General features: G+C 39.5%; 22 protein-coding genes. 3 read left to right on the top strand and 19 right to left on the bottom strand.

Annotation, left to right across the window (positions count from 1 at the left end):
* Nucleotides 1–91 precede the first annotated feature (91 nt).
* From ACN6KS_RS14085 to ACN6KS_RS14025, 13 genes are all read right to left on the bottom strand, one after another.
* Nucleotides 92–2,695 (bottom strand): ABC transporter permease, encoded by a 2,604-nt coding sequence (locus ACN6KS_RS14085; RefSeq protein ID WP_440962261.1) that lies wholly within the window; start codon nt 2,693–2,695, stop codon nt 92–94.
* Nucleotides 2,692–3,375, bottom strand: coding sequence for an ABC transporter ATP-binding protein (locus ACN6KS_RS14080; RefSeq protein WP_042127549.1), 684 nt, complete (start codon nt 3,373–3,375; stop codon nt 2,692–2,694). The genes ACN6KS_RS14085 and ACN6KS_RS14080 overlap by 4 nt, the downstream gene beginning before the upstream one ends.
* Nucleotides 3,376–3,470: 95 nt before the next feature.
* On the bottom strand, nt 3,471–4,472 hold the full coding sequence (locus ACN6KS_RS14075; protein ID WP_094874280.1) for a sensor histidine kinase: 1,002 nt from the start codon (nt 4,470–4,472) through the stop codon (nt 3,471–3,473).
* Nucleotide 4,473: 1 nt separating this feature from the next.
* Entirely contained in the window at nt 4,474–5,157 is a 684-nt protein-coding gene (locus ACN6KS_RS14070; RefSeq protein WP_094874279.1) for a response regulator transcription factor, read from the bottom strand.
* A gap of 169 nt (nt 5,158–5,326) precedes the next feature.
* On the bottom strand, nt 5,327–6,127 hold the full coding sequence (locus tag ACN6KS_RS14065) for a GNAT family N-acetyltransferase (RefSeq protein ID WP_094874278.1): 801 nt from the start codon (nt 6,125–6,127) through the stop codon (nt 5,327–5,329).
* A 95-nt stretch (nt 6,128–6,222) separates the two neighbouring features.
* Nucleotides 6,223–6,966 carry a class I SAM-dependent methyltransferase gene (locus ACN6KS_RS14060; RefSeq protein WP_094874277.1) on the bottom strand — a complete coding sequence of 248 codons (744 nt, stop codon included), beginning with the start codon at nt 6,964–6,966 and terminating at the stop codon, nt 6,223–6,225.
* A gap of 17 nt (nt 6,967–6,983) precedes the next feature.
* Nucleotides 6,984–8,195, bottom strand: a complete 1,212-nt coding sequence (locus ACN6KS_RS14055; protein WP_094874276.1) for a DUF2812 domain-containing protein — start codon at nt 8,193–8,195, stop codon at nt 6,984–6,986.
* Nucleotides 8,176–8,523, bottom strand: a complete 348-nt coding sequence (locus tag ACN6KS_RS14050) for a PadR family transcriptional regulator (protein WP_373455801.1) — start codon at nt 8,521–8,523, stop codon at nt 8,176–8,178. Before ACN6KS_RS14050 ends, ACN6KS_RS14055 begins: the two co-directional genes overlap by 20 nt.
* 163 nt (nt 8,524–8,686) lie before the next feature.
* A complete protein-coding gene (locus tag ACN6KS_RS14045; protein WP_440962260.1) occupies nt 8,687–9,004 on the bottom strand; it encodes an iron-sulfur cluster biosynthesis family protein in 318 nt (105 codons plus the stop codon).
* Between the two features lie 121 nt (nt 9,005–9,125).
* Entirely contained in the window at nt 9,126–9,584 is a 459-nt protein-coding gene (locus tag ACN6KS_RS14040) for a DMT family transporter (RefSeq protein WP_094874273.1), read from the bottom strand.
* A gap of 38 nt (nt 9,585–9,622) precedes the next feature.
* Entirely contained in the window at nt 9,623–10,048 is a 426-nt protein-coding gene (locus ACN6KS_RS14035; protein ID WP_094874272.1) for a DMT family transporter, read from the bottom strand.
* Nucleotides 10,049–10,238: 190 nt separating this feature from the next.
* Nucleotides 10,239–10,640 carry an NUDIX hydrolase gene (locus ACN6KS_RS14030; RefSeq protein ID WP_440962259.1) on the bottom strand — a complete coding sequence of 134 codons (402 nt, stop codon included), beginning with the start codon at nt 10,638–10,640 and terminating at the stop codon, nt 10,239–10,241.
* Nucleotides 10,641–10,697: 57 nt separating this feature from the next.
* Nucleotides 10,698–11,921 carry an MFS transporter gene (locus ACN6KS_RS14025; RefSeq protein ID WP_440962258.1) on the bottom strand — a complete coding sequence of 408 codons (1,224 nt, stop codon included), beginning with the start codon at nt 11,919–11,921 and terminating at the stop codon, nt 10,698–10,700.
* Nucleotides 11,922–12,054: 133 nt separating this feature from the next.
* On the opposite strand from ACN6KS_RS14025, the gene ACN6KS_RS14020 reads away from it, so the two are divergent.
* Nucleotides 12,055–12,951, top strand: coding sequence for a LysR family transcriptional regulator (locus ACN6KS_RS14020; protein WP_440962257.1), 897 nt, complete (start codon nt 12,055–12,057; stop codon nt 12,949–12,951).
* Nucleotides 12,952–12,995: 44 nt separating this feature from the next.
* Here the strand turns inward: ACN6KS_RS14020 and ACN6KS_RS14015 are convergent, their stop codons facing one another.
* Entirely contained in the window at nt 12,996–14,738 is a 1,743-nt protein-coding gene (locus ACN6KS_RS14015) for an ABC transporter ATP-binding protein (RefSeq protein ID WP_440962256.1), read from the bottom strand.
* 14 nt (nt 14,739–14,752) lie between these two features.
* Nucleotides 14,753–16,198 carry an ATP-binding cassette domain-containing protein gene (locus tag ACN6KS_RS14010; protein WP_440962255.1) on the bottom strand — a complete coding sequence of 482 codons (1,446 nt, stop codon included), beginning with the start codon at nt 16,196–16,198 and terminating at the stop codon, nt 14,753–14,755.
* A gap of 432 nt (nt 16,199–16,630) precedes the next feature.
* Here ACN6KS_RS14010 and ACN6KS_RS14005 point away from each other — a divergent pair, with 432 nt between their 5' ends.
* Nucleotides 16,631–17,431, top strand: a complete 801-nt coding sequence (locus ACN6KS_RS14005) for a polysaccharide deacetylase family protein (RefSeq protein WP_440962254.1) — start codon at nt 16,631–16,633, stop codon at nt 17,429–17,431.
* A gap of 70 nt (nt 17,432–17,501) precedes the next feature.
* Here the strand turns inward: ACN6KS_RS14005 and ACN6KS_RS14000 are convergent, their stop codons facing one another.
* The 3 genes from ACN6KS_RS14000 to ACN6KS_RS13990 form a co-directional block, all read right to left on the bottom strand.
* The gene (locus ACN6KS_RS14000; protein WP_440962253.1) at nt 17,502–18,644 is read right to left on the bottom strand and encodes a copper amine oxidase N-terminal domain-containing protein; all 1,143 of its coding nucleotides are present in this window, start codon (nt 18,642–18,644) and stop codon (nt 17,502–17,504) included.
* 146 nt (nt 18,645–18,790) lie between these two features.
* On the bottom strand, nt 18,791–19,951 hold the full coding sequence (locus tag ACN6KS_RS13995; protein WP_440962252.1) for an alanyl-tRNA editing protein: 1,161 nt from the start codon (nt 19,949–19,951) through the stop codon (nt 18,791–18,793).
* 875 nt (nt 19,952–20,826) lie between these two features.
* Nucleotides 20,827–21,306: a DUF4265 domain-containing protein gene (locus ACN6KS_RS13990; RefSeq protein ID WP_094874831.1), complete on the bottom strand. Its 480-nt coding sequence runs from the start codon at nt 21,304–21,306 to the stop codon at nt 20,827–20,829.
* 115 nt (nt 21,307–21,421) lie between these two features.
* Between ACN6KS_RS13990 and ACN6KS_RS13985 the strand changes: the two genes are divergently transcribed.
* Nucleotides 21,422–21,646, top strand: coding sequence for a hypothetical protein (locus ACN6KS_RS13985; RefSeq protein ID WP_440962251.1), 225 nt, complete (start codon nt 21,422–21,424; stop codon nt 21,644–21,646).
* On the opposite strand, the gene ACN6KS_RS13980 is transcribed toward ACN6KS_RS13985, so the two are convergent.
* On the bottom strand, nt 21,616–23,067 hold the full coding sequence (locus ACN6KS_RS13980) for a serine hydrolase domain-containing protein (RefSeq protein WP_440962250.1): 1,452 nt from the start codon (nt 23,065–23,067) through the stop codon (nt 21,616–21,618). The two genes, ACN6KS_RS13985 and ACN6KS_RS13980, sit on opposite strands and share 31 nt — an antisense overlap.
* Nucleotides 23,068–23,377 lie beyond the last annotated feature (310 nt).

The raw sequence follows: 23,377 nt of genomic DNA, 5'->3' as shown, positions 1-23,377 counted from the left end.
ATACTGTTCGTGTCATATATGACACAAAATACCCCCAAAAATATATACCTTCAAATAAGTCTAAAAAAGCCGCGATGATCGCGGCTAAACTTTATATATTCTCCTGTTTTAAAGCATCAATAATATTTTCCTTCTTCACTTTTGAACTGGAGTACAGCATAGCTGAGCTAACGATGATAAATACAGCGACTATGACATACAAGATACTCATCCACGGAAGTGCGAATCCATAGGAGAAACTACTCATCATGGATCTATAGATCAAGTACATCACGACTATGCTAATCGGAAGCCCGTAAAGTAGTGATTTTATCCCATAGAAGATACTTTCATAATTAATCATTTTATTAAAACCGTTTGGCGTCATCCCTACAGACTTCAACATCGCAAACTCTCTTTTACGAAGTGATATGCTGGTTGATATCGTATTGAAAATATTCGCAATCGATATTAATGTAATCAAAGCAATAAAACCATAGGTAAAAATAGACATTAACATGATCATCTGCTCACTATTTTGTCTATTTTGAAACACATTTTGAACATAGACATTCCGCTCTTTCATTTCCTCAATGGCCTGTTGTGTCGCTAACGGATCAGAGCTGTTCAGGTTTAGTCGGCTCTGTATATCGTTACTCATCGTATCATTTGTTAATTGATCGAAGACTTGTTCAGAGACAATGATGTTTAATCCACCAACTAGTGCTGAATGAACACCCATAGGACGTTTATCAGTTAATGCGACAATTTCTACTGGTGGTAATTTCGTCTCTTTCTCTGTGTTCCAATCCGTATAAATTAAATCAAGCTTCTGACCGATTTCCGAATGAAGAGCTTTGGTCTCAATAATCTTTTTGACGTTCTCATCCTCAAAGGTGACGGTATCATTCACAATAGCTGACATCTGATTGAGATTCGTTAATTGTTCATAACTTACACCGACGGATTCTGCATAGGTTCTCAAACTCTGTTCATTTAGGGCATGGATCTGAATGTAGTAAGGATATTTCCCATTCTTTAAAATACTGCTATCCTTCTCCACGATCTCTTGCAATTCTTTTGCCATATCTTTTTCATCAATCCATGAACTCAAGCTTAGTTCCCTGACCACATTATATTCCGTTATATTGGGTAAGGCAGATATCGATTTCGTCAGCCGATCTACTTTTTGAGCGTCCTCTGTCCCCATATAAACTTGAATATCATAGTTCAAACCATCCTGTGAGAGTTCTACCGACTTTTTCATATTTGTAGTGAATGATGATACGGTTAAAAATAGAACAATACTAATGACAAGGGAGAACACAGTTGCTTGATACCTGCGTTTATTTCTCTTTAAATTCTTCAAACCAATTTCCGCTTCAATTCCAAATAACTTGCGAACGAACTTAGATGTTTTCACCGCTTTACCAGAGAGCTTAACATCGGTTGTTTGTCTGATTGCATCAATCGCCGAAATCTTTGAAGCTTTTCTAGCTGGAAGAAAGGTGGATATAAAAATCGTCAGTATAGATACTATACAAGCGGTGAATAGGGACAGAGGGGTAACAACCATTGTTAATTTTTCAGTTATCCCTAGTACATCTTGAATCATCGTATTGATGAACATAAAAGTGATCCCGATTCCTGCAATTCCGCAAAGGATCCCAATAGGGATACTAATTAAACCGATGATCATTCCTTCAAAAAACACCGAATTCTTCTTCTGCCTCTTTGTAGCACCTACGCTGGAGAGCATTCCTAAATGACGTGCACGTTCCGAGACAGAAATCGCGAATGCATTATAGATTAAAGAAACAGAGCCAATGATAATCACAGTCATAACGATGACCGACAATGAAAGAAGTGCATTACGTAAGCCATCGTTATTCGTCACACCATAATAGCGCAGCAGACTATTATTATAAGAAATCGACTCTATATTGTTTTCTTTTGCCAATTCCTCTGCATGTTTGTATATGGAGCTATCCACCTTGTTTAATACAACTGTCGCTGTAGCTTTTTCGGCTGCTCCAATCAAACTTTCATCCACATAACTTAGGGCAGTATAACCCGGAGACCATGTTGGTTCCCAAGTGGGACGCTTTATCATTCCCACAATCGTGTAGTTCATTGGTTTTTTATGAATGATCTCTTCATTCAGGGTATCCTCTTCAGTCCGTAATCGTTCGTTCTGAGATAAGGGCTGACCACTATTTTTATCATCCCTCGTGACTCGCTCTCCAACATCGAGCACTAAAGTTTCACCAATCTTGTAGGTTACTTTAGCATTTTTTGCAATTTCTTCAGAAATGACTACTTCATAGTTAGTTTTCGGGAGTCTTCCTTCCAGAAGTTCAATCGGAAATTGTTTAAAACCAGCTGCATTATATTCCTTGATATACCAATAGGGCTTGTTCTCATTCTGTCCCCCCACTAAAGGGGCATAGCCGCGATCATTTGAGATGACAAGTGCTTTCGTTGCATCATCATCTTCTATCGCTTTGAGCTGAGCTTTAGTAACATTTCTATATTGGACATGCCATTCTCCATTAGTCGAGATACTCTGCTTCCTCATTAATTCCATAAATGAAAAACCAAGCGTTGCCACAGCCGTCACCATAGCCACAGAAATGATGACTCCAATGATGGTAACCATGGTTCTTCGCTTATTCTGTTTCAAATGTCTAAGTGTTAATTTATTTACGATATTCACGGACGAATCACCTCATCTTTAGCGATCCTTCCATCTTCAATGGTAATGACTCGATCTGCTTGCAGTGCAATCCGTTCATCATGAGTAATGACAATCAGCGTTTGATTATAGGTTTTATTAAACATTTTTAATAAATCTATAATTTCACCACTGTTCTTACTATCCAGATTACCGGTTGGCTCATCTGCCAGCATGATTGCGGGATTACTAATTAACGCTCTACCAATAGAGACCCGCTGTTGTTGCCCGCCTGAGAGCTGATTCGGAAGATGGTTTAAGCGATTTTCCAAATTCAACGCCTTTACAGTATCCGCAAATTGTTTCTTATCTACCTTGTGCTGATCAAGAAGTAAAGGGAGAGTGATGTTCTCTTCGACCGTTAGGACTGGTATAAGATTATAGAATTGATAAATCAGCCCTATTTGTCTGCGTCTAAAGATCGCCAGCTGTGTTTCATTCAATTCATATATATCCGTGTTATCTACGAATACTTTGCCGCTTGTCGGTCTATCCACTCCGCCTAATAAGTGCAGAATGGTCGATTTCCCGGAGCCAGATGGCCCGATAATCGCTACGAATTCCCCTTTTTTAATCGAAAAAGATACATCATCCAATGCCTTTACCGCTGTTTCGCCTTTTCCATATGTTTTAGACAGATGTTCAATCTTTAAAATGTCCATTGTTAGACCTCCATTTGTTGATGAGATCAGTATATCTGTCTACAATGACTATCCAGTGACTCTAAAGTGACATTCTAGTCACTAAGCCATATGTGCTAAAAGACTTGTTTATAAAATTTGATCTGAAATTGTGAACCCTTCCCCACTTCACTCTTCACATCGATCGTTCCGGTTTGTCCTGTGATAATGCTTTGTGCCAAGGCAAGTCCAATCCCTACACTATCTTCGCTTGCATTCTTACCTTTATAGAATCGTTTGAAGATATAGGGGATCTCTGCCTTTGGGATTCCTTTGCCGTTATCTGTAATGATAATTTCCGTAAACAGTGTATTTTCTGCAAAAGAAATCGAAATCTCTCCCCCAGCAGGGGTGTGCTCTACACAGTTTTTCAGAATATTAATGATCGCCTCAGTTGTCCAATTGAGATCGCCCGCAAATGTGGTGCTCTCTTCTCCATCAATCAAGATGCGTTGTTCTTTAATATCCATTGGAATTAACATGGGCTCCAACGATTTTTGAACAAGCTTGGTCACCGCAACAAGATCTTTTTTAAAATGAATGGTTCCAGCATCGATCTTGGAGAACTTTAATAAAGAGGAGACTAGCCAACCAATTCGTTCGAGTTGGATCGTAATTTTCCGGGTAAACTCCATTCTCTTCTCAGTGTGCAGCTCAGGATCACTTAATAAATCTGCCATCACGGTCATGGAAGTAAGCGGGGTTTTGAGCTGATGAGAGATATCTGAAATCGCATTGGTGAGCTTCATTTTATCTTCTTGTAATTGCGCACTCTGCTCGGATAACATCAGCGTCACTTTATAAATGTCATTCTTCAGGATACTAAGCTCACCTTCCTGATTATCACGAACATCGAGCGAATAATTCCCACTGCTGATTTGACGTAGATATCCTGAGAGCTTTTCAATTTCACCATATCTCCAGCGGGTAAACAATACACTACAAGCTATAAGCAAAGCTGAAGTCCCAGCTGTGAGCCCTACCGCCTCTAACGATATAAATGTCGCCACCGCTGTAGCCACAAGACTGACCAAGCACATCGTAAACAATAACCATCTAAATTCTCTATTACGAAGCATCCTAATCACCTACCTTGTAACCCAACCCTCGAACTGTTTTGATCAGTGTTGGTTCTTGGGGGTTATCTTCTAACTTTTCCCTAAGTCTTTTTATGTAAACCGATAATGTATTGTCGTTCACGAATTCACCTGCCACATCCCAAATCCGTTCTAACAATTGATTTCTTGAGAGAACCTGACCAACATGGTTAGCAAAGATCAGTAATAATCGATATTCTAATGCGGTCAATAGCACTTCATCGCCGTTCTTATAAACCTTTCCTTCAAGCGTGTTAATCCGTATATTCTCTAATTCGATAATGGATTGGGTCTGAGCCTGCTTGTTATATCTCCTTAAGACGGATTTTATTCGCGATAGCAGCTCCCGAATCCGAAAAGGCTTGGTTATGTAATCATCTGCCCCCATATCGAGTCCCATCACCACGTTGACCTCATCATCAATCGCCGTTAAAAAAATTACCGGTATATCACTTTGCGCTTTCACGATCTTGCACAATTCATAACCGCTGCCATCTGGAAGTGAGAGGTCAAAGATGCATAAGGTGAGCTCTGATAACTGCTCTGATAACACCGCCTTGGCTGAGGAGGCGTCATAACATAGAAGGGTTTCAAAATGATCCTGCTGTAATGAATATTCAAGTCCTGATGCTATCGTTCTATCGTCCTCGACAAGAAAAATTTTCATGGATGATCATCCTAACCTTATAATATATTCAATCGTTCCATTCGTTCCGATGATCATTCTCTCATAATTATAGAGTTATACCAAATTACTATTCATATTAAAGTATTTACAACTCCACGGTAAATATAATAAAAACGTCTACTCCATGGAATAGACGTCTCTAAAAGGATTATATTGCAAAAGCACCACACTTATATTGATGTATCTGTTGAAACCCTAGCCGTAGTGCCAATTTTTTCGAAGCTTCATTATCAGTAGAACAATCCCAGTAAGGAATAAAGCCATTGGCAAGCACATCTTCAACTACTAGCGTTGCTAAATGTGCCCCTACTCCTTGTTTCTGATATTTAGGAAGGGTTTCAATTCCGATTGCGTGTGTATCCTGTGTAACAAAACTAGAATAACACACACCCATAACCTCAGATCCCTCAACAGCAGCATATCCGTAGCCTTTTTCGGCAAAGTCTTCTTTCGATGACCAGAATAAATCAATATTTTCATGTACAAATTCTATATTCTTTAGATCTGAGTTCTCCCAATCCAGCATTTTAAGATTTATAGTTCTAATCCCATTAGTCTGCGTCGCAGGCGGCTTGTGAAGTAACTTGAACACCATCTGTTCAAAAGGATATAGCTTCCTAGAAGGAAACATCAATTCCAGATTCCATTCATCATGTTGACCAGAAACTTCGAAATGTTCCATCCCCAGTTCCTTCATTCTAGGTACAATATGATCTGTTACATAACTGTCCAGTGCATGGATAAAGGCTTGATTGGTGTGATTACCGATAAGATAAAACCCTTCAATCCCCTGACTCCACACTAACGCACTCTTTGGTGCTGTAAGTTGATCGACAAAGATCCAACCTGGATTATTGCCTTCAATTAAAGAGAGAATTTCGGGATGGATATGCTCTCCTTGAAGTAGTGGCTTCACTTTATAATAATCCTCATGAGGTATTTCATGCATACAAACACTCCCCTTAATTTCCTTGCAGATGCTGTATACATAAGTATAAAGTAATCGTCCTTAATCGGTTGGTAAAATTCATTCATAACTGAAAATTACTGTCCATGCATAACTGTTTTCCTAGCCTTAATTAATATGAATGAAGGTCTCCTTCTTTCATTTATTAATTTGGGCATCTTCTCAAGACCCTCAAGGTTAGATTCAGGTTCAACAATTTCTTCAATAGCGAGTCCATTTTGGATCAAAGTATTAAGTAATGTTGAAAGCTTTCTATGGTATTTAATAACTCCATCGATTCCCCAAAACTGTGATCTGAGACCTTCTTCGCCATAATTATCAATAGGCCAATGAAGAATATTTTGATCGGGATCTTTAACCCACCCACTTTGGCTCTTATTCGATAGAACAACCGGATGCTCTGTTGAAAATACCAGGTGCCCATTGGGTTTAATCCAATCTGAAATCCTACTAATGAGGGTTTTATAATCCTCGACATAATGAAAAGCTAACGAACTTACTACCAAATCAAATTCATTGCTATTAAAATCGATTTCCGCCATAGAGCCCTGTACATAACGGATCTGAGGTCGTTTCCCTGCCATAGCTAACATTTTCTCTGATATATCTACTCCTGTTACGTGTGAAGCATTGTTATCAATCATATAGTTTGCCATTTCACCAAAACCACAACCCAAGTCGAGAACATTCAAATCTTGTAGAGTTGGAAGCAAACCTCTTATTGCAGGTTGTTCAATAAAGTCATTGTATGTAATTCTTGATTCCCTTAAGTTCTTATACATTTGAAAAAACTCAGAGTTGTCATAAATGTTCTGTTGCATGATCCACCTCCACGATATTATTGATGATGTTTACGAAGCCGGTTGTAATATAGCCAAGTTCGACTAACATATGAGCCAAACATTAGAATTAAGATGGCGTACAAGATCAAATTCATGAGCTGCAATCGATCCAAATTCGAGTAAGTCGATAATTTTATGTTTAATATTATGATATACACATATAAAATAGTGAGGGGTAAGAACATGGCTGTATACGTTAAAGCTATACGTCTAGCCAGTTTCAATTGATTTAACTTATCGCTATAAATTCGAGGTTTTACTTCGCCTGGCACATATTCTTGGCCCCATAAGACCCATTTCTGACTCCATGAACTCGAATGATACAGACATACCCAGCCAGAATCCGTGTGAATGTTGAAATAATTGGTATCAGCAGTATTTTGTAAGTCCGCACAATAACAGATCTTACGAGGCTTCCCTTTTTTAAAATAAAAGGCAGTTCCTGTTTTGCCAACTCTGTACAGATTATATCCCTTTTCTTCCATTTCCTCTAGCCACGCCTCAAGACGATCCGGCGCATACATCCATCCAAGCTTCCACTTCATAACAAGTTGACCTGAACTTTTCAGACGTTTCTCTTCATTCTTACTTAACCTGTCTTTCAGAAAGGATGTCTCTTGACCATTTTGCTTGTTTGGTTGTATGAATTCCCCTGTTAATCTCTTGTTAGTCTTGTTTAATGTGATCAGCGAATATACGGTGAAAATACATAAGATCATGCTAAGTCCTAATGCAGTAGCAGGAATAAAACCATACGGTCCGTTAAAGACATTAAAATGGCCAAACTCGGAAACACTCATGGCTATTGCACTTATCAAAATTACATTGAGGAATGCAACCATTAAATAAATCAATATCCCCATAAAAATATACATGATCTTCTTGTTATGCTTTACGATCCCTTCTCGATCAGGAAATGTTCTTATTTGTTCTAAAGGCAGCCTGTTCATCGTCACAACCCATTTGCCGCTCTGTAACACCTTCGTCCATCCAAAATTTGATAATCCTTTTGAAAGGGACTGATTTGGAACTTTATCAAATACGATCTGATAGGTAGCTGCTTTCGGTTCGCCCTGCTCAAAGTAAAAATATCTAGTTAAACGGTTGAGTCGGATAAGTGCATAGCCTTTTTCCGCCATAGAAGCCAACCAGTCTTCGGTTTTCTGAACATCATAAGTCCAAAAGGGTCTACATACTTTGATGATCATCTACGTCACCTCCATATTTTATAGCATTCTCGTGTAGCTCTTTAAGTCTATTAATCTCCGTAGCAAGAATTAGCATCCCTATGTCTGTTCTTTCGTAAACCGTTTTTCTCTCTTCATCCGCAAAAACAGTAATCATCCCATCTTTTTGCATCTTCGTTAACGTGCCATATACTGTACCAGAGCCTAACAAAAGACGGGCTTTCGTAATTTTCTCCACATGCTTCACTATTCCATATCCATGTCGTGGCTCATCTAAGGATAAAAGAATATAGAATGCCGTTTCGGTCATGGGTACATATTTCTTCAATACTTTCTCAGGGTTCAACATGCCCAGCTCCCTTTATGAATACGTCGCATTTAAATATGTCTTAACGTGACTATATCACGACGTGACATAGTCTGCAATATTATTTCTCAAAAACATAAAAAAAGTGTGTAGAATCGCTTCATCAGCTATTCTACACACTCTACATTCAACTGCTCCAACCTGCCTAACGAATATCTTTTACACGAATATTACTTCCTAACAAACTCGAATCACTACTTAATCGGAATGACGGGTAATTCTCATCTGCTTCAAGTCGCATCTGTTCATCAAATAAAGACTCCTGTTGCCGGTCAACCAAAAAAGTAAAAGGCTCTTTCTGCACTTCGATATCTGTGTGATGAGGTTCACTAATGATTTGAATTACGATTACGCCATTACAACCACAGCCCTCTGTATCGAAGAATAATTTAAAATATCCTGGTCGTTCATCAAGGCTTTTTTCTAACTTTTCAATAGTTTGGGAGTTCAATTGTATGAACATAGGATGATCTACTCCTTATTTATAATTGAGCTATTACTTTCCCAAGTATAATTTCATTTGCTTACATCCTCGTGTGACTGCCATCACTTCTATTTTGACAGACATGCGACTGAGGGGAAGACTAAGCCGCCTTCTGCGTTTCCCGTTCGCCACCTAGCTTAAACACGAGAATACCTCCAACAATAACAATCACTCCGACCAACTGCTTCCAAGTAAAAGGAACCTTTTCAAGCCCTAACCAGCCTAGTGAATCCCAGAGCAGTGCAAACCCAAGCTGAGAGATTAATACGATCGAAATCGCATACGTTGGGCCGAGCCGTTTTGTACCTTGCACAAGGCATATTACTACCCCAACCCCGATCAAACCACTGATCCAATACCAAGGCTCCATATTTCTCAAAGTAAATATGCGGTTTCCTTCAACGATAAGACTCATGATAAATGAAGCTAGGAATCCCATCCCTAACACTAAAGTTGTCGTGGCCCAAGATCCAACCTTTTCATTAACTTTTGTATTAAATATATTTTGCAGACTCACGAATGATCCCGCGATAAGCGCTAATATCAAACCAATAATCATAACTTAACTCCTCCATTTATCGACTTTGCGCAAGGCCATTAGAATTTCAGTATCACTACGCCAACGATCATCACCCCGATGCCGATGAATTGCGGCAGTCTCATTTTTCTCTTTTCCATTCCAAACCAGCCTTTAATATCGATTAAGAACGTCAGACATAGTTGAGCAATCAATAATGAGGATATTGTAAACGTAACACCGATTTGCTGAATGGCCGTTACTTCACTGAAAATAATTACAGCTGCAAAAGCGCCGCCGATCAAATATAAGGGTTTTACTTGCTTAAATCCTCCCCATTTCCCATCTCTAACGAACAAAAGAATTAGGAAGGACATGATGAACCCTGTTAACTGTGTAATTGTCGCTGCCTGCCAAGTCCCGATATCCTGGCTAATTCGAGCATTTGATACGCCCTGTAGTGTAATACAAGCCCCCGCTAAAAACGCAAATATAATTCCTCTCATTTCTCTCTCTCCTCAACTTCGATCTCTTACATATTAAATAGCAATTCAAGGGTTTAAAAAAGGACATCTGTCCTTAATGAGAAGAAACGTTGCTATGGTCCAACGAACGAGCGTTACACGTAGAAATAAAAAGACCGTCTCAAGCCAACTTGCTGGCTTAAAACGGACTTCAAATACTATATATGGTTGATTATGAGAGCAAATTCTTCTCATGCATTTGATCAAAAATAATTTGGGTAACAACAGACACACGATCCCGATCCTTATAGCTTAACCAAGATAATTCCTCGATTTCGGACGCTGGCTTTAATGTCCCTTCATAATCCGCAATATAACAGGTCATTTGAACTATAACACCTTCTGCTTTACCATGAGCTTCTGCCTCAAACGTTCCAAAATAAGAGACCGTCTCTGTCTTGATCTGAACAGAAATCTCTTCCTCGATTTCGCGCACGAGTGTCTCTTCGTCTGTTTCTCCGGCTTCTCTTTTTCCTCCAGGTAAATAATACATATCTTTCCCTTTGGAACGCGCACATAAGACTTGTCCATTCTCGATATGAATCCAGGCGATTTTATCAATGATTGTAGTCATATTGTTCTCCCCATGCTTTTTTTTCAACAATTATATCATACAGCTGAACGTTTACATTTATGCAACGTCAGCTTTAGATTTTTGAACGCGAAGCTTAGATTGAGGTAGGTGATGAAGCAAATAGTATACAGCAACTGAGATAAGCGTCACGAACCCTGCAACTTCGTACATCATACGGTAATCTGTATAAGAAGCAACTACACCCATAATATAAGAACCCGCTCCATACCCCAAATCAAATAACAAGAAAAAGGTTCCATTTGCGCTTCCTCTACGTTCTTTATCGGCTAATTTTAGTGCAAGCGTCTGAAAGCATGGCATAAGTGCGCCATACCCAACCCCCATAATGATGCCTGAGAACATCAGCATGAATCCGGATTTAGCTTGACTTAAGCTAAGCAGACCTACAGCAAAGATCAGAATTCCGGGATAAATGAGAATATGTTCATTATATTTATCGAATACTTTACCGATTAGCGGTCGAAACAGCACAATCATAATCGCAAAGGCCACAAAAAAATAACCGGTAAGCTGTGATTGGTTAATTTCTTTTGTAAAAGAAGCGATAAAACCAGATAAAGAACTATAGGAGAACGCAAGCGTAAATCCGACAAGCGAGATGGGCAGTGCTTTGGGTTCAATGACATCACTCCAGCGAAGACCCTTTCGCATCTTCACAGGTTCCCTAATGGCCTCTTTAACCGTATCCTTCGCTTCTTTGGGCATACGAACGCCTAATGTGAATAACAGCGAAAGCGCAGCAATCACACATACACCTAACAGCAATACATGAATGTTCTCATCTTTCCATAGAAAAAGACCCAAAGCTGGTCCAATGACCATCGCAATGCTCATAAACATACTAAAATAACCGATGCCTTCACCCTGGCGTGAGTACGGGATTAGTGTGGAAGCTATTGTACTTGTCGCTGTCGAAGCAACCGCATAACTCATACCGTGAATGAAACGAATCACCAGAAACAATACAATTCCATTAGCTCCGAAGTATCCTATACAGGCGAGTAGGAATAAGACCACCCCAATAACCGCCATTTTCTTTTTACCGAATTTATCAACCCATTGTCCTGAAAAAGGACGGATCAATACACCTCCGAGGACATAGATGGTAATGGCTAACCCCATTTGCTGCTGATTCCCGTGCAAGCTTTCCTTCACGTATAACGGGAATGCAGTCGCCAGAATGTAAAAGGTCAGAAACATAAAAAAACTACTCAAACAAACAACAATAAAATTCTGGGTCCAAATTTTCTCTCTAATCACAGCAGACTCTCTCCATCCTACCTATATCTTTTTATATGTTACAATAGTATAGGACCGAAAATTAATTAAGTAAAATACATATTATATGATGGATATATCACATTAGAGTTATGAATAAAGAGAGGTCAATGTTATGGAATTCCTTCAGCTTCAATATTTCCGTGTAGTTGCTCGTCTTGAGCACATGACTAATGCCGCCAAAGAATTAAATGTATCTCAACCCTCACTTAGCAATTCCATCCAACGTTTGGAGAAAAGCTTAGGTGTTCCCTTATTTGAACGCCAAGGCAGAAATTTAAAATTGAACGAATTCGGAAAAACATATCTTCGTCGTGTGGAGCAAGCATTTCTGGAACTGGATGAAGGTCAGCATCAGCTCACGGATATGGCCGGACTTGAACATGGAGTAATATCTATAGCAGTAACACTACCGTATGTATTGCCCACTTTACTAAAAGAGTTTCTTACCCTTCACCCGCACGTTCGGATCATTCAGCGTCAGCTTGGCTCAGCATTAGAAATGAGAAACGATCTGGAGAGTGCAGTGATTGATTTTTGTATATCTTCGACACCTGTTACCGGACCAGACATCGAATGGTTTACCTTAGCAGAAGAGGAATTATGTTTAAGTGTGCCGAAGAATCATCGTTTTGCCAATCGCGAAAGTATTTCTTTGATTGAAGCTGCCGGTGAGAATTTCATTTCTTTGTCTTCTAGATCTAATTTCCGTGAAATTACAGATGCATTTTGCCGTCAAGCTGGATTCGAACCACTAATTGCTTTCGAGCTCGAAGAAGTAAGTGCCGTTCAAACCTTAGTTGAGATGGGGCTGGGTATCACCTTTACTCTCCCTTTAGCCTTAAGCAGGAGAAGTAAAAACACAGAAATCGTTCAATTGAAAATAACCGATCCGTTTTGTCAGCGCACTTTTGGCATCGCCTGGAGCAGAAAACACTTTTTATCACAAGCGGCTATACAATTCCAGAAATTTGTTGTGGATTTTTTTAGTAAACCTCATGAGTATAGTTAAGGAGAATATGCCATCTTATATCAACCGCAATCACATCTAATAAGCTACTTATACCAAGAGGATTGTAAAGCGTACATGTTTGCATAAATCCCATTGTGATGTACTAAGTCTTGATGATCTCCTACTTCAGCAATTTCTCCATGATACATAACATAGATCGTATCAACATTCTTCGCCCAACCCAAGCGATGTGAAATAAAAATAGCTGCTTTATCTTGGCAGATTTCTAATAATTTCGTATAGATCTCCATCTCGGCATTCGGGTCAATCGCAGAAGTAGGTTCATCGAATACTATAAGCTCCGCATCATTGTATAACGCGCGGGCAATCGCCAGCTTTTGCCATTGTCCACCTGATAGCTGCCTGCTTCCTTCTACTAATTGCCCCAAATTCACATCTAATCCGCCTAATTCATGGAGCAAATCTATCAGCTCACATTGTTCTAGAACCCTTAGTATTTTAGCATCATCTGAAGGTGTATTCGCATCGCCCAATAGGATATTTTCTCTTAGTGTCAGTTCAAACTTTACAGCATTCTGGAATACGACGGACACCTTTCCGCGAGGTTCTAAATGACCCTTCCAGCAAATCGTTCCGGAGCTTGGTCTATATTGAGCTAACAACATTTTAATCAACGTAGATTTCCCTGCTCCATTTTCACCGACGATGGCTATTTTCTCACCCGGCTTTATGGTCATATTGATGTTAGATAAGACATTCTTGTTCGATTTGGCGTATTTAAAATAGACATTTGAAACGCTAATTGGGAGAATAGCATCAGTTGAATTATTGATGTTATTTTTGCGAAAATCCCTGTTCTTATATGTAAGTACTTCATTTAAGTCATATAATTTGCTACTGCTGATGTAAAGCTTGCTTAATGGCCAGGTCAAACTCATAATCTTACCACCACTCGATAACAGCGCCATAAATAACACCGAAATTGTTCCAATTGTAACTGTATTAGAATCCCCCATTTTGTTTAACAGGTACACTAGAACTACAAAGATAGCACTCGTCTGGACCATAGCCACAACCATCCCTGTTTTGATCTCGAATTTTCTGGCGCTAAATCTTTTATTATGCTGCTTCTTCATAATCATTGCCCAGAGATTTGTAAAATAAGAGATGGAGTTATAAATTCGCATTTCTCTAATCGCATTAGGGTCTTCCAAAGTGTTAGCAAGATAGTCACCCATTCTTCCATCAAAGGTGAGCTCTCTTCCTGTTCTTCTCACTTTAATTTCCGTAAATAATCGAATGGATAAGGTAGTCACGATCATTAGTGTTACTACGAATGTGACCAAGAAATAACCACTTGTCACCGACAACCAGATGATGCTTATTAATCCTGAGATAATTCCTACACTAGATACCAAAAAACCTGTAATCCCCTCTAAATCTTCTCCAACTACCTTTTTAGCTCTTTGCAGTTTATTTCCAAACTCTTCATCATCAAAATCCTCAAAATCAACCCGGTTTGCAATATCTATCAATTCGGATTGAAAAGCTAGGGTTAGTTCCGCATTCATTCGATTCTTCATCATGTTGGTTATGCTTAATGAACAAGCTTGTACGCCATGAATCACAACAAACCATAGAATAGGGAGCAGGGTCATAACACCGCGAGCCACACCGTTAATGATATTCACTTGGACAGCGTAAGAATAAAAAGTTAATAATCCACTGATTATAGGGACTATGATAGTGATCGTTGAGGTCATCGGACTTTTTTTAACCATTCTCACGAGTATTATTACAAAATTAGATATGTCAGACTTCAGCATGAATCGCTCCTTTCTCATACATATAAAGAGGACTGGCGATTAAACATCTTTTTGTATTTACCATCCACCCTCATTAATTCATCATGTGTTCCACTTTCCACGATTTCTCCATGCTCAAACAGAAAAATTCTATCGACGAATTTGGACATATACAGCCGATGAGTCACAATTATGGAAGTCTGCTGTTCTCCTAATTTCATAAAAGTATCAAACGCCTGTTGTTCTGCATAAGGATCCAAGGCAGCAGTCGGCTCATCAAAAATCATTAGAGCACCGTCATTGAGATAGGCTCGCGCAATTGCAAGTCTTTGCCACTGCCCCCCAGATAAATCTATCCCTCCAAACTGAGGACCTACTAAGGAGTCCAACGCAACACCATAATGATCAGCCTCTGCTGTTCTCATCGCGGATAATAGTCTTGAATCGTCATGAATAGTAGCCATATTACCTAACGCAATGTTTTCTCTAATTGGTCTTTGTAACTTAATGAAATCCTGAAAAACAACTCTGGTATCCTGTGTCACATTATGCGCTAAGACTTCATGTGCACCTTTAAACCACTGGATGTTTCCAGCTGTTGCAGGATACAACCCTAAGATCAACTTAACAAGCGTAGATTTACCCGAGCCATTCTCACCTACAAAAGCAATTCGTTCACCTGGATGAATAGTCATGTTTATATTACTAAGGGTGTTATTGGCGTTGGTCGGATATCTAAAAAACAACTGGTGAACTTGGACCTTCATCGGATCCGTGTTTATATTTGAGTTCACCTCCTGATCTCTAAGTACCTGCTCTTCCAAATCTAAATAAGACGTATAATCCTCGTACCGTAAACGACTCTTCGCCAAATCAGCGTAAACTCTTGTGAATGCAGGAATAACGATGAATAATTGACTGGATATCTGAAGTAATAACACAAACAGTCCAGCGCTCTGTCCGCTACTTCCAATCGTGATCGCCAAAATGGCAATCGTTGTCCCATTTAATAAGATCATGATTAAGCTTTGGGAGAAGTTGAGGCTTTCAGAATAAATAACCTTACGGTGCATTTGTTTGAAGTTACTCTTAAAGCTCTCTTTCATTGAGGAAAACAAATAGGAGGACATTCTATACATTCTTACTTCTGGAATCGTATTTCTATTAACTAACAAATCAACTAAATAGTTGATCATACGTATAGAGGAGGTTTGATCCGCTGAAATGGACTCTACTTTCTGTGACATTCGCTTCATAAGATAAAGCTGTAGAATCTGCACCCCTAAAATAATCAAAGCCAGAATATAGAAGCCATAAACAGATAAGACAACCATTAACGCAACTAATGTTATTAGGTGAACTGTTACGCTCGTCCATTGGTCTAACAGATCAATCAAAGAAAGTCGTTTTGCTTTTTCTCTTTTAGTTTTTGTAGTGGGGTCTTCCAAAAGTGCCGTAGATAATTTAGAAGTCTTTTCCAAAATACTATGTTCCAGTTCATAGATACAAGTGGATGTTAAATTGGTGATAGAAATGGCTCGAAGAGAACTATTAAAGCCCGCGAGATATAACATTAGGATAAGCAAACTCACTAATAACAAAATATGTTGGTAGGCGTTAGGATTGAAGTTCTGAATGAGGTCGATCACATATTTCGTTGTGAACAATTCTGCAAAAAGGATTGGGGCACTCAGTAAGTTAGTGATAAAATATAAAAGTGAGTTTCTTCTGTCTTTCACATATAATAGTTTTACAACATAGAGAAAGTCAGGCAGGCAGCATCTCTCCTTATAAGTGTATTCCATTCTGTAAACACTTTCATTGTTTAGATGTGGAAACCGATTATAACGTTTAATGTTTATAATTGGAAGAGGTAATTTTCGAAATAACCAAATGAACAGGAGTGTACATTCATGAAACTTCAATTTAACTTATTCCCGGGCGGATTGCCCAAGGCGCTCACCATGAGCTATGATGACGGACAGAAACACGATATTCGCTTGGCGGAGATTTTTGATCAATATGGGATTAAAGGAACTTTCCATTTAAATAGCGCTATGATAAACGCACCCGGGTTCTTATCTTCTGCTGATGTTAAACATTCGCTCAAAAACCATGAAGTATCTGCCCATTCCGTTACCCATCCACATCTAGAGCGTCTACCTTTACCTATGGTAATCGATGAGCTGTTCGAAGATCGTAAGCGACTGGAGAAACTAGTAGATTATCCGGTACGAGGCATGTCCTATCCCTACGGTACATATTCTCAGGAAATCATTGCTCCTCTACAGTCAGTTGGGATTGAATACAGCCGCACTGTCCATTCTACCAAACAGTTTGATATGCCTTTGAATTTCATGGAGTGGCATCCAACATGTCATCATATAGAAGATCTGCATCACATATGGGAGCGATTTACAACGGAAGGGCCATCCCAGAAATTGAGACTCTGTTATGTTTGGGGTCATAGTTATGAATTTGCACAGCAAAACAATTGGGAGCTTATCGAATCCTTTTGCCAACAAGCAGGTGGACATTCGGATATTTGGTACGCTACCAATATAGAGATTTATGATTACGTTGCTGCGCTATATTCACTGAAAATGAGTGCTGACAAAACGGTCATCCGGAACAACTCGGCTATAGATGTCTGGGTATCCGTAAATGATCAACCTGTTCAGATTAAGGGTGGAAGTACGATGATGATGAAATAATCCAAAATACAAAAAAAGAGCGATTTTAAACATCGCTCTCTTTTTACTTATTACATAAAAGTGATTGAAATTAATTTGTTTGAAGTGTAAATGTCACTGTTTTTGTTTTTTCCTCAAGGATTGGAGTATAGGTGAATGTCATTACATTCCCTTTGCGACTCTTCAACACTAACATTCTGGTCAATACATATGGATCTCTGCCATCATTTACTCTATCCCATTCTTTACGATCCTCACTGGTAATGAGTTGTTCGCTGAGATTGATGATTTTCCCACTGCTGCTATAAACCAAATATAAGTGTGTCGTATCTAATAAACGTATGAGCGCCACATCTTCCGCAGCATACTCCACTATGAAATCTCCAGTTGCTCCTGTTAACTTTTCCATCTCAAATAACTTGCCCAAACCGCCATCCTTAGAAATATATTGCACATTCTTCCCATCGGTCATATACACCTGAGTGGAAGGCACTTGTGGTGCATGGATATAAGCCGAGTTGTTGTAATGATAGTCCATTTGCTTGAGAATAGTGCCCGCTTTAACCAATACTTGATAACTGCTATTGAAATCCGTGAACATGGCATAATGATTGTCCGTCAACTGGAGTAGGTCCGTACCATTGGCCATTTTTTTAATCTCAAAAGCGTAGTTGTACGCAGATTCCTTAAAAGGTAGTTGCCCAATAATTACTGGTTTTCCAGCTGACGTAGCACGGTAATACAAATTTCCGTTTTTCTGAGATATCCAATAGAATCTTCCATCTACAGAAGCAGAAACCAATTTAGCTTCATCTACAATTTGGATAACGCCATCCATTTTATTAAGCCCCGCTTTACCTCCAAGTACACTGACCGCTGAGACCAATGGCACATACACCGTGCCTTTTATAATACGCGGGGATTTTGTTAAGGTCATTACCGCCCCGTTCACTTTTGACTTTACAGTACCGGCTGTGAAGATAACCTCACGTTCAGGACGAACAAGCTTGGCCGTTTGGGATGATTGATCCCAAGATAATGTATACCCCATAGCATCTGCGAGTGATTTCAGGGGCACAAAAGTTGTATTCTCCGTGATCACCTGTTTACTGCTGATTCCGATTTCTTTATAGTTGAATTGAATTTGCTTTTCTGCTTGGGCTGATACCGATCCATACCCCGTACTTAAAATCAAAACAGTCAAGATTCCTAACGTTACCTTCCATTTATTCATTTATTTTCGTCTCCCTCGGCTCTATAATTATATGTAATTAGACGGTATATTTTGGAAAAAGTTTCTTGTTTTCGCTTTAGGCATAAAAAAGACCTGATCCACAGTAGTTTACCGCAGTCAGGTCTTCTGTCTTTTATAAAGCAATCTTAACTCCTAGCAAACTCATAAAACGCCAAAGCGTCTCCCCATGTCAGGAATCCAGCTTGTGCTAATTTATCACTGCCTCCACCTTTTCCATTGTAGGAACTGAGATGCTCTTTGAAAAAGGCTCCACAGGAGACCTCCGCGCTGCCATTCTGTGCAAATACAACTTTATTCTCTGCAGAAGTAGCCAACAATACCGGAACATCACTTTTGGCAGTCAGCTTATTCGCTAAGTTTTGTAAATCTTTCAGCGATTTATCCTCGAACACTTTAGCGATCTGCTTTCCTTCTAGTTGTGTTAAAAGTTCCTGTACGACATAATCATCATTTTTCTCTTTAAGAAGGTTATTTTCAGCCTGCAGCTGCTTTTGTTCATTCTCCCATTTTTCAATGTGATCGATGATTTCATCTTTTCCCGTCTTCAATTTGGAAGATAATGTTCCTAGGATGTGCTGTGTGTTATTAAATTCCGCTAGAGCACGGTATCCACATTTAAAATAAATCCGTGTATTCCCTTTTATTTTCTCTGTTTTCAGTAGCTTAATCATACCAATCTCACCTGTTGCAGATACATGTGTACCACCGCAAGCGTTATATTCAACATCTTTGATCTCTACAATCCGGATATTCTCCGTCACCGTTGGCTGTTTGACCAGTTTAAGCTGTGAAGCCTCATCCCCTGTTACAAAATAGCTAAGGATGTTATGGTTCTGGTAAATCTGCCGATTAACCTCCCACTCTATGGAATGAAGTTGTTTAGGCGACAGTTCTGGCGCTTCAATATCAATAGTGCAATAATCCTCACCCAAATGAAAGCTTAGAGTCATAAACTGGTACAAGTCGAGACAGGTGGCTGAGAGCAAGTGTTGTCCACTATGCTGCTGCATATGATCAAATCTTCTCTTCCAATCGATTTGACAAGTGACGGATAAATCATCAGGCAGACGTTCCAGCTTATGCAGGACAAGATCTTCCTCACTGATTACATCAAGTACCGGGATATCCCCAATAGTCCCTAAATCACAAGGTTGCCCACCGCCATGCGGATAAAAAGCCGTCTCCTCCAAAATAACATAGAGTCCATCTTCTCGTTCTATGGTTTCAGCGATACAAGTCTCCCAATCAGTAAGGTATGTAGAATTGTAGTATAGCTTGTTGGTCATATATGTATCCCTCTCTTTTATACGTTTTCAGCACATTAAGCTTATAGTATCATATCGGATTTCAAAGACAAACTGCACAATGAAAAACGCCTTACGGCGCTTTTGGAAGGAATTCACTCTTTTGTTCTACTTTCAGTTGTCTTCTACCTTGTACATCAGTAATCCTGATCTCTCATCCAAGAATTCCGCTATCATACTCTAGAACCATTACCCTTGTTCAAGGAAAATAATGCCCTAGACTGCTGCTTATTTATTAAAGTATCGTTTTTCGTCAGCTCAAAGACTTGTCTGAGATCGGAATAAAATGCTGCCAACGACGACACAAATTTCAAAATAGGTGGACTCCGCCTCTACCGGAAATTTTCTACCACTCATGCAGAAAAGCATTTAGCGTAGGGGCTCTCTGCCGAGCAAGCGCTTCACAGTGTCATTTGGACTTTCTGGCACCACCGTAGACATGGTTTGAATTTCCACAACGTGGTTCGCGAGCCAAGGACCCACCTGTGGGGGTATGGTTGGTTTAGTGCGAATGATATTGAACTGCTCTTATTAATCAGGACGAGTGGGATCAATTATGGAATAGTGATGATTATCTATGAAAGCAGTTCATCAATCAAGAGGGCTTATCATCCATTCATTCTCAATAGGTTTTCCAGTTTTCCGAATGGAATTAGATCTTCATCGTTCGCGGCCTGCCATTTCAGTAATTGAAAGGGCAAATCTCTCCAATTCAGAAGTTATTAATCTCTTTTCGATGAATCGTGCTTCATGACTGCTTCTTGAGCTTTAAGGACAGTATCATCTACTTCGGAAAGCTGATGCTCAATAGAGGCTAGAGCCTTTAGTAAAAACGGAGAACTGATATTTTAAAGCGATTAATCCAGATCTCTAGCCCAGCTAACTAACTCTTCATCGTCAAAGTTATATGGATATTCGTAAATATTAGAGTAATAGTACTCCGATTCTAATAAATCTCTAATTACATTGAAGACCTTATTGGTGGCATGAAATCCATTCCTGATGGGCGCGGTGAAGGCAAGCGAGCCATTATGAAATCCATCTAAAGAACCGGAAAGCTCTCGTTTGACTATAGATTCCGCTGTCTCTATCTTTTCTTTAACAAGCTCCTCTTTGTAAATTTGAATGCAGAAGTTTCCACCATGTTTTATTAATTCAAACTCTCCATTGGGATGGAGTTTTATTGTATCTCCTTTCGCAAGCCCTAGGGCCAGCCCAGGAGATGCACATAATTTGAATATTTTATCGCTTATGCATTCTGCAGGAAGCTCTTCAAAGACTGCTTCCTCTGAATTTATGCCGGCAAAAACATTAATTAAGGTTAATTTATGTTCCATACGAATACTCCTCAAAACTGTCTCTTTTAATGTATGAGATTTGAGATTACATCCTCCATGTATCCGCTATCGCTTGTAATTCAACGGGTCGATAATAAAGGAGGTACCTCTTTTTTTGAAAGGGATGACTTCAGGTATTCAAGAAATCATAGCAGGTACTAAAACGCCTCGTCAAGTGTTAGAAGCGGTAGACAAGAAAGCAGTTGAGTATAGTTTAATTCTTCCTGTGTTATTCGTAACTCTACTTTCCGCTGTACCAAACAATATACGCTATACGCATTTTACCAATAAAGCGAACGAACAAAATGCTTATTTTCGGATCGAGGCATTATATCGGTGAGTGTATACTAACCATGTTATGCTTGCTGTTAATAATGCCGACGAAATCAGAGCTGTAAGAATACTATATGTTTGCCAAATAAGTATCGTTGGCCAATCTAATACACAGCACATTATACATAGGGCAATCGTAGCAATCAGCAAAATAGCTGTTACGATTATTCGCTTTTTTGTCATTGGCTGCCGCTCATTCGTTTTCCTTCTATGTAATCCTAAGAGAAAGAACAGAACGGCCAATAAGCAAAGAATAATTGTGGTAGACGATAAAATGATGTCCAAAAGCTGTATGCCGCTTATTTCATATGACTGCGTTAGATTGCCGTCTAATATATCTTTAACTTTTAGTACCATGCTTCTATTGATATTTGCGCCGTTGGTCAGCAAGCAGACGGCTGTTCGTTCATTTGGCAGTATGATCACTTCGGTTCCAAAATTGGGATTGCCCCCTGGGTGCTCTATAATCGTTTGGTTGGCGTTTACCGACCAGCCCGCCGCATAATACATTTCGTTTACAGCCGGAACAGACATATCCCCCTGATGTGACTTTTCGATAACCGTATGGAATATTTCGGGTATGTCCTGCACAATACCCATCTGTATGCCCATCCAACGCGCCATATCTTTTGTACAAGAAATGATGTAGCCTGCGGGTTTATTCCCGGAATAATCCGGCGCGTTATATGGAGTTGTCATAAAAAAGGAGGAACGGTAGCCCTGTGCCATCTGTCCGGTGGCTTGAGCATCTTCTTTATAAACATACGTCTGGTGAAGACCTAACGGCTGAAATACCTGTTCCCTCATAAAGTCTTCATATCTTTGTCCAGACACAATCTCAATAACCAAACCCAATACGTCATAATTAACGGTCCCATAGCTATACTGTTCACCGGGAGGGAACGCCAACTCAGCATCTACCAGCATTTCCACAGTCTTTTGCAGCAAATCTGGTGTATTGCCTTGTGGAATATTTTGAGAATGCCTAACATTTGTTAGGCCGCTAGTATGGTGAAGAAAGTTATTGAGTGTAAGGCTTTGCATATCAACAGGTTCCCCTTGATACTTTAACGTAAACCAAGGTAAATATTTTTGGACAGTGTCAGTCATTGACAGTAGCCCTTGTTCCTCCAACAGCAGAATACCCATGCCGGTAAAGGCTTTACTGACCGAGGCCAACTCATATAGTGTATTTTCACTTGCAGACACCCCACTTTCACGGTCTGCATACCCGGAAGAAAAGTAGAACACTTCATCATCAGCAAGTATAGAGATTGACATTCCCGGCACACCTGATATACGACTGGCATCATCCAGCAACGCTTGTATTGCCCCAGATTGCGTATCTGACAACGACGCATAACTTTGTGCTGCGAATCCTGAGAATAATATAAGTATCGTTAATACAAAAACAATAGACTTTTTCATAAACTCTCCATTTCGAAAAAATTATGCGAGGATAATATAAACAACCCGCAGTACGCCTTATCTGCCTAATTCGTCGTTCCATTATACTTAATGCTAGACGTTCAATGATTAGTTTACTATTGTAAACTTCACAGACCCATGTATATATCTCTTGTTTCGCAAAAAAGGCCCCTCTGTCCCATCTTCCATATCCTTTATAGTATTTTATTAGGTATAGGGGCTAAGCCCTATTTATGATACGTTTTCCCGCGTTTGAACTTCAACTATCCTGCCCGTTTGCTGAATAAAGGCAGCCGATCACATTGACTGA

This window comes from Paenibacillus nitricinens (genome assembly GCF_052056485.1).
Taxonomy (GTDB): Bacteria; Bacillota; Bacilli; order Paenibacillales; family Paenibacillaceae; genus Paenibacillus_AQ; species Paenibacillus_AQ nitricinens.
The sequence above is the reverse complement of the archived record's forward strand: the minus strand, read 5'-3'. Positions and strand labels throughout refer to the sequence as shown.

Coding starts and splice junctions, on each gene's coding strand:
- ACN6KS_RS14080 (WP_042127549.1), bottom strand. CDS start 3,375: ATGGACATTTTAAAGATTGAACATCTGTCTAAAACATATGGAAAAGGC.
- ACN6KS_RS14075 (WP_094874280.1), bottom strand. CDS start 4,472: ATGCTTCGTAATAGAGAATTTAGATGGTTATTGTTTACGATGTGCTTG.
- ACN6KS_RS14070 (WP_094874279.1), bottom strand. CDS start 5,157: ATGAAAATTTTTCTTGTCGAGGACGATAGAACGATAGCATCAGGACTT.
- ACN6KS_RS14065 (WP_094874278.1), bottom strand. CDS start 6,127: ATGCATGAAATACCTCATGAGGATTATTATAAAGTGAAGCCACTACTT.
- ACN6KS_RS14060 (WP_094874277.1), bottom strand. CDS start 6,966: ATGCAACAGAACATTTATGACAACTCTGAGTTTTTTCAAATGTATAAG.
- ACN6KS_RS14055 (WP_094874276.1), bottom strand. CDS start 8,195: ATGATCATCAAAGTATGTAGACCCTTTTGGACTTATGATGTTCAGAAA.
- ACN6KS_RS14050 (WP_373455801.1), bottom strand. CDS start 8,523: ATGTTGAACCCTGAGAAAGTATTGAAGAAATATGTACCCATGACCGAA.
- ACN6KS_RS14045 (WP_440962260.1), bottom strand. CDS start 9,004: ATGTTCATACAATTGAACTCCCAAACTATTGAAAAGTTAGAAAAAAGC.
- ACN6KS_RS14040 (WP_094874273.1), bottom strand. CDS start 9,584: ATGATTATTGGTTTGATATTAGCGCTTATCGCGGGATCATTCGTGAGT.
- ACN6KS_RS14035 (WP_094874272.1), bottom strand. CDS start 10,048: ATGAGAGGAATTATATTTGCGTTTTTAGCGGGGGCTTGTATTACACTA.
- ACN6KS_RS14030 (WP_440962259.1), bottom strand. CDS start 10,640: ATGACTACAATCATTGATAAAATCGCCTGGATTCATATCGAGAATGGA.
- ACN6KS_RS14020 (WP_440962257.1), top strand. CDS start 12,055: ATGGAATTCCTTCAGCTTCAATATTTCCGTGTAGTTGCTCGTCTTGAG.
- ACN6KS_RS14015 (WP_440962256.1), bottom strand. CDS start 14,738: ATGCTGAAGTCTGACATATCTAATTTTGTAATAATACTCGTGAGAATG.
- ACN6KS_RS14005 (WP_440962254.1), top strand. CDS start 16,631: ATGAAACTTCAATTTAACTTATTCCCGGGCGGATTGCCCAAGGCGCTC.
- ACN6KS_RS14000 (WP_440962253.1), bottom strand. CDS start 18,644: ATGAATAAATGGAAGGTAACGTTAGGAATCTTGACTGTTTTGATTTTA.
- ACN6KS_RS13995 (WP_440962252.1), bottom strand. CDS start 19,951: ATGACCAACAAGCTATACTACAATTCTACATACCTTACTGATTGGGAG.
- ACN6KS_RS13990 (WP_094874831.1), bottom strand. CDS start 21,306: ATGGAACATAAATTAACCTTAATTAATGTTTTTGCCGGCATAAATTCA.
- ACN6KS_RS13980 (WP_440962250.1), bottom strand. CDS start 23,067: ATGAAAAAGTCTATTGTTTTTGTATTAACGATACTTATATTATTCTCA.